Here is a 6,004-nt window from a genome sequence, read left to right as displayed (position 1 = left end):
GTTGCTGCCTAGGCTAGCCCCTTGTCACACAAACTACCGAAGCCTCACATTTTTCGACATCTTTGAAGGCTGATGTACATGTTTGGTACCCATGACCGTTCCCAGTCCCTACCGTTTGCCGAGCAATAGGGTCTCAATCGCCTCCAACCATGTACTATGTACGGGCATTGTTCAAACCCGAGAATCAAAGGACCTCATCTTGCCCGTCGTCGCCGCTATGACTGTTACTTCACACGCCTCGGATGCCATGGTCGCTATCCCATTTTGGCTCGAGATGTTCGCCGTTGTCGCGGCATCGATCTCGGGCGTGCTGGTCGCTCGCGAGCACAAGCTCGACCTGGTGGGCGCGGTCGCGCTCGCGGTGGTCTGCGGTCTGGGCGGCGGTCTTTTGCGCGATATGACGCTCCAGGTCGGCAACGTCTACATCCTCAACCAGCCCATGGCACTACCGCTTTCCATCGCCACAGCCGCCATCATCTATATCTTCCCGGCAATCGTCGATAAGCCCGAAAAACTCATTCCCCTGCTCGACATCATCTCGGTCGGCATCTATGCAGCAACCGGCGCGGACAAGGCGTTGGTGTACGGATTTGCGCCCGCCGTATGTATCATGATGGGCTTCTTTACCGCCGTGGGCGGCGGCATGCTGCGCGACGGCTTTATGGGCGTGGTCCCGGGCATTTTCCAACGCACCAACTTCTATGCCATCGCGGCCATCGCCGGATCGGCAAGCTATGTAGCCCTCGTCATGAGCGGCCTCATGAGCAATGTTGCCGCGCTGGTCGTATGCGTTGTGGTGACCATGGGGCTGCGCTGGCTATCACTGCGCTTTGACATTAAAAGCCCTACCGAGGAAGACATCGCGCGCTTTTTGCACCGTAAAAAGTAGGTAGCACAGCACAACCCCTCGAAATGCAACCGAGAGATTCTTTTAGAGCGCCCGCGCGGTGGGTACCCTGTTAGATACCTGTCGAGTATCTAACGAAGGATTCACTATGCCTTGCAACCAAGTACCGTCGATCCGGCGCCACAAAGCGCAGGCCCGCATCACCATCCTATTCGCGCTGATTGCGCTCGCGCTCACCGCACTTCCCACGGTGTCGTTCGCCGGCACCGACACCGCGGGAAACATGCTCGCAACCGAAGTTGACTCAACTCCGTCCGGTATCGAAGGCGACCTGTACTGGGCCGGCCAAAGTCTCAACCTAGACGACGCCTCCATCGGCCGCGATATTATCGCGGCTGGTGAGAACCTGTCGATTCGCGATTGCACCGTAGGCGGCGCCGTTCGTCTGGCGGCACGCACCATCGATATCGCCAAAACCGCAATCGATGGCAGCGTCACGGTGGCCGGCCAGCACGTCGTGCTCAACACCGGCAGCACCGCCAACTGTTTTTACGCGGCGGGCGAAACGGTCGCCCTGCGCGGCTCCGCCAAATCGGCGGCGCTTGCCGGCGACACCGTTACCATCGACGGCACCGTCGATGGCAATGTTGAAGTCTGGGCCGACAAGCTCATCCTGGGTAAAAACGCCCGCATCACCGGCACGGTGAACGCCCACGTCTCACAGGACCCCGAGCGGGCCGAGGGCGCCCAGGTTGGAGCCCTCAAGATCGACCGGACCGAGAACGAGAACACCTCTACGGTCAACGACATGATCGGCGGCATCGTTGCCGCAGCGCTTTCCACCTGCTTTGTCGCTATCCTGCTTGAGCTTGTCTTTCCGCGCGCAACCGCCAGCGCCGCCGGCATGCTCCATCAGCATCCCATGCCACTGTGGGTAAGTGGCCTTCTGGGCACGGTCGCCATCGCTCCCGCCGTCCTGCTGCTTATCATCTCGATTGCAGGCCTGTCGCTCGCCGGAGCCCTCATGTGCAGCATCATCGGCATCGCTTTGGTCTCGGCGGCATTTACGGGTACCGCGATCGCACGCATGGTCGGACACAACCAAAACCGCTTCGCCATGGCCGCCGCGGGCGGTATCGTCGCGGGCGCGCTCACGGCACTTCCTCTTATGGGCAGCTTTGTCAGCGGCGTAGCCTTCGTCTTCACGCTCGGCTACGTCATCCAAATCATTTGGCACAACGCCCACCTCAAGCCGCAGCAGCCGGCTAACACGCCAGGCCTTCCCACCGCCTAACCACCAACCACCACAAAGGGGACAGGCACCTTTGTGGTGGCGTAGGCCGCCTCAATCCCCATGCACCAAAAAGGGCGCCGACCATTGCGGTCGACGCCCTTTCTCATTAAAGCTATAAAACCCAGCACTTATTTGTTGACCTGACCGGCGCGGACGGCAGCCTTCTTGCGGTCGGTGGCGTTGAGCAGACGCTTGCGCAGGCGAATGTTCTTAGGAGTGATCTCGACCAGCTCGTCGTCGGCGATGTACTCCAGCGCCTCCTCCAGCGAGAAGGTGCGGGGCGGCACCAGCTGAACGGAGATATCGGAGGTCGAGGAACGCTGGTTGCCCAGGTTCTTGGTACGGGCGATGTTGACGACCATGTCGCCGGCCTTGCTGCGCTCGCCCACGATCATGCCCTCGTAGCACTCGGTGCCCGGCTCAACAAACAGCTGGCCGCGCTCCTGCAGCGTGCCCAGGGCGTAGGCAACGGCCTTCTCGGTGGTCATGGAGATCATGGCGCCGTTCTGACGGTTGCCGATCTCGCCGGCGTAGGGACCATACTCCAGGAAGGTGTGGTAGAACACGCCCTCGCCGTGGGTGACGTTCATGATGCGGTTCTTAAGACCCATGATGCCGCGGGTCGGGATCTTAAACTCAAGGTGCGTCACGATGCCCGAGGTATCCATGCTCGTCATGATGCCGCCGGAGGTACCGAAGACCTCAACGACCTTGCCCGAGTACTCGTCCGGGCACTCGACGACGGCCTGCTCGACGGGCTCCATCTTGTTGCCGTTCTCGTCCTTCTTAAACAGAACGCGAGGACGGCCAACCTGGAACTCAAAGCCCTCGCGACGCATGGACTCCATCAGAACGGACAGGTGCAGGATGCCGCGACCCGAGACCTCGACGCCGCTCTTGTCCTCGAGCTCCTCGATCTTCATGGTTACGTTGTTCTCGGCCTCGTTGAACAGGCGCTCCTTGAGCTGACGGGCGCCCACGATGTCGCCGTCGCGACCGACGAGCGGGGAGGTCGAAGCCTCAAAGACGATGGACAGGGTCGGCGGGTCGATCTCGATGGGCTCGAGCTCGACGGGGTTCTCGGGATCGGTGTAGACATCGCCGATATCGGTGCGGTCGATGCCCACGACGGCAGCGATGTCGCCGGCGCCGACTTCCTGGCACTCGGTGCGGCCCAGGTAGTCGAAGGTAAAGAGCTGTTTGACGGTAGCGGTGGCGCTGGAGCCGTCGTTCTTGACAACCAGGATCTGGTCGCCCTGGTGGATGGTGCCGGAGTACACGCGGCCGATGCCGATACGGCCGACGAAGTTGGAGTGGTCGATGGTCACGCACTGCATGGCGAGCGGGGCGTTCTCGTCAACCTCGGGTGCGGGCATGTCGTCGATGATCATGTCGAGCAGCGGGTACATGTCCATGTTGCCGTCGTTGGGGTCAAGGCGGGCAAAGCCATTCATGGCGCTGGCGTAGACCACGTGCTCCATGGCGAACTCGAGCTGGTCGTCGGTGGCACCCAAGTCGGCCATGAGGTCCAGGCAGTCGTTGTAGGCCTTCTCGGGGTTGGCGCCCGGACGATCGATCTTGTTGATGACGATCATGATCTTGAGGCCGGTGTCGATAGCGTGACGCAGCACGAAACGGGTCTGGGGCATGGGGCCCTCAAAGGCGTCGACCAGCAGCAGGGCGCCGTCGGCCATACGCAGCACGCGCTCGACCTCGCCGCCAAAGTCGGCGTGGCCCGGGGTGTCGATGACGTTGATCTTGACGTCCTTGTACTCGATAGAGATGTTCTTGGCGAGAATCGTGATGCCGCGCTCGCGCTCCTGGTCGTTAGAGTCCAGGACGCGATCCTCGACCTGCTGGTTGGCACGGAAGGCGTCCGTGGCACGCAGGAGTTTGTCAACCATCGTCGTCTTGCCGTGGTCGACGTGGGCGATGATGGCGATGTTCCTCAGATTGTCTACGCGCATGTAGTTCCCCTATCTTCTATCCATATACAAGCGGCACGCGTATGCGACCCACCCAGCAATGCAACGCTCGGCGGGAATATTGAGCCTTTTACCGAAAACTCGTTTATTTTAGCGATTTTAGATGAGAGGGGTTTCCTCACCTGCAGGTTCAGGGTCGCTCCACATAAAACCATCGCCGGCACCCATGCCCTCATACAGCACGTATGCCGAAAAACCGCTCTCGAGCGTGGTTTCGAAGAAACTCACGAGCAGGGCGTCGTGATAGCCGCCGTCAATTTCGACACAACCGGTGTAGCCGATGGCATAGCGGGCGATGCGGCCCAGCCCCTCGTCCTTAAGACCCATCTTGTGCTCGGAGATAAAGTTGGTGGCAGCCTCGAGGCATGCCTCCTCGCCATCTTCGTCGAGCGCCGCCAGATATCGGTTGGAAGCAGCGTCCTCGATCGCCACAACTACGCCCGGATTCTCGCCGGCGGCAAGGTCGTCCAAGAACGCGCCGATCAGATCGCACACCATGGCGTCGAGCTCGGCGGAGACGTTACCGGCGTCCTGCATATCCTGTGCCATCTTTAGACCTTCCCATCGAGTCTGGCGTCGTTACAGTTCCTGTGCCTCGGCAGCAATCTTGGCGGCAGCGTCACGGGCGCGCATCATATCCATCGCGCGCTTGTCGAGTACCTTGATCTGGTTGGTCAGCATGACCGCATCGACCACGCCCCAGATTACCAAGCCTGTTGAAATCGAAAACCCAAGCGCACCAACTGTACCACGAAGGCGCGAGCAGATTGCCGCGACAAGGGCGGAGACGACAACCATCTTGATAAACGAGCCGCGGCGCTCGCGAAGCGTGCGGGCCTGCGTCACATAGGCAATGCGAGCCGCCTCAGAAGCCTCCGAGCGCATCTGGGCCTCGCGCGCAATGGCCGCCGCCTCAGCCGACATACCGCTGGCCATCAGCGAACACTCCGCAACCCTGCCGCCCCGCATTTAGAAGTCATCGGGGGAGAGCGTATGGACGAACTCGTCGAACTTCTCGAACTCCTGCTCGTCGTCGACATCCTCGGCGTGGGTGGAAACAGTGCCCAGGCGATTCATGATGTCGTCCTCCACAAACATGGGAGCATTGCTGCGCACGGCAAGGGCAATGGCATCACTGGGACGAGCGTCGATCTTGCGCTCCTCGCCATCGGCCAGTACGACGATCGTCGCGTAGAACACCGGCGGCTCGGCGCGAACGATCTCGATGCGCTCGAGCTTGGCGCCCAGGGCGTCAACGGTATCGAGCAACAGGTCATGGGTGATCGGGCGCTCGGCGCGGCCGCTATCGATGCCGCGGCTGATGGCAGCAGCTTCAAACGAACCAGTCTGAATGGAAAGGGAACGCAGCGGCGCGGGCGAGTCCGATTTGCTGCTGCGCTCACGAAGCACGATAAGCGATGGCACGGGACCGGCGGCCATGACGATGGTCTCTATGTCGACACGAACCATGGAACACCTCCGGTACGTAGCGGTTAACACGCGGCAGCCCGCCGCATTGAATAGCTATACTACCCAATCTTTCGCACAGCACACAAAATCAAAGTAGTTAATTTGGGACGGGGCTTTTTTGACTACTTTCAGTAGGTAAGAAAAAAGCCCCGAGGCAACGCCCCAGGGCTCTTCACAGTTTTGATGGTGGACCTGACAAGATTCGAACTTGTGACCTCCCGGTTATCAGCCGGACGCTCTAACCAACTGAGCTACAGGTCCATCATGGTGGAGGTTAGGGGGATCGAACCCCTGACCTCAGGCTTGCAAAGCCCGCGCTCTCCCAGCTGAGCTAAACCCCCACGGAGACAGTAATAAACACCCCAGCGGCGACTCGGCTCTCGCTGGGGTGTTTATTGCGAAAGAAAG

6 protein-coding genes and 2 tRNA genes are annotated in these 6,004 nt (G+C 60.4%); 2 read left to right on the top strand and 6 right to left on the bottom strand.

Annotation, left to right across the window (positions count from 1 at the left end):
* Nucleotides 1-199: 199 nt before the first annotated feature.
* Both DW037_RS10250 and DW037_RS10245 read left to right on the top strand, forming a co-directional pair.
* Nucleotides 200-889 (top strand): trimeric intracellular cation channel family protein, encoded by a 690-nt coding sequence (locus DW037_RS10250; protein ID WP_233539158.1) that lies wholly within the window; start codon nt 200-202, stop codon nt 887-889.
* 106 nt (nt 890-995) lie between these two features.
* A complete protein-coding gene (locus DW037_RS10245; RefSeq protein WP_117766347.1) occupies nt 996-2,141 on the top strand; it encodes a polymer-forming cytoskeletal protein in 1,146 nt (381 codons plus the stop codon).
* A gap of 128 nt (nt 2,142-2,269) precedes the next feature.
* Here DW037_RS10245 and typA read toward each other — a convergent pair whose 3' ends face one another.
* From typA to DW037_RS10215, 6 genes are all read right to left on the bottom strand, one after another.
* Nucleotides 2,270-4,108 carry a translational GTPase TypA gene (typA, locus tag DW037_RS10240; protein ID WP_006235837.1) on the bottom strand — a complete coding sequence of 613 codons (1,839 nt, stop codon included), beginning with the start codon at nt 4,106-4,108 and terminating at the stop codon, nt 2,270-2,272.
* A 117-nt stretch (nt 4,109-4,225) separates the two neighbouring features.
* Nucleotides 4,226-4,675, bottom strand: coding sequence for a hypothetical protein (locus DW037_RS10235; protein WP_089572580.1), 450 nt, complete (start codon nt 4,673-4,675; stop codon nt 4,226-4,228).
* A gap of 30 nt (nt 4,676-4,705) precedes the next feature.
* Nucleotides 4,706-5,062, bottom strand: coding sequence for a hypothetical protein (locus DW037_RS10230; RefSeq protein ID WP_117756927.1), 357 nt, complete (start codon nt 5,060-5,062; stop codon nt 4,706-4,708).
* A gap of 33 nt (nt 5,063-5,095) precedes the next feature.
* On the bottom strand, nt 5,096-5,596 hold the full coding sequence (locus tag DW037_RS10225; RefSeq protein WP_117756926.1) for a bifunctional nuclease family protein: 501 nt from the start codon (nt 5,594-5,596) through the stop codon (nt 5,096-5,098).
* A 184-nt stretch (nt 5,597-5,780) separates the two neighbouring features.
* Nucleotides 5,781-5,857, bottom strand: a tRNA-Ile gene (locus DW037_RS10220).
* Between the two features lie 4 nt (nt 5,858-5,861).
* A tRNA-Ala gene (locus DW037_RS10215) sits at nt 5,862-5,937 on the bottom strand.
* Nucleotides 5,938-6,004 lie beyond the last annotated feature (67 nt).

Source organism: Collinsella sp. AF39-11AT, from assembly GCF_003474585.1.
Lineage (GTDB): Bacteria > Actinomycetota > Coriobacteriia > Coriobacteriales > Coriobacteriaceae > Collinsella.
The sequence above is the reverse complement of the archived record's forward strand: the minus strand, read 5'-3'. Positions and strand labels throughout refer to the sequence as shown.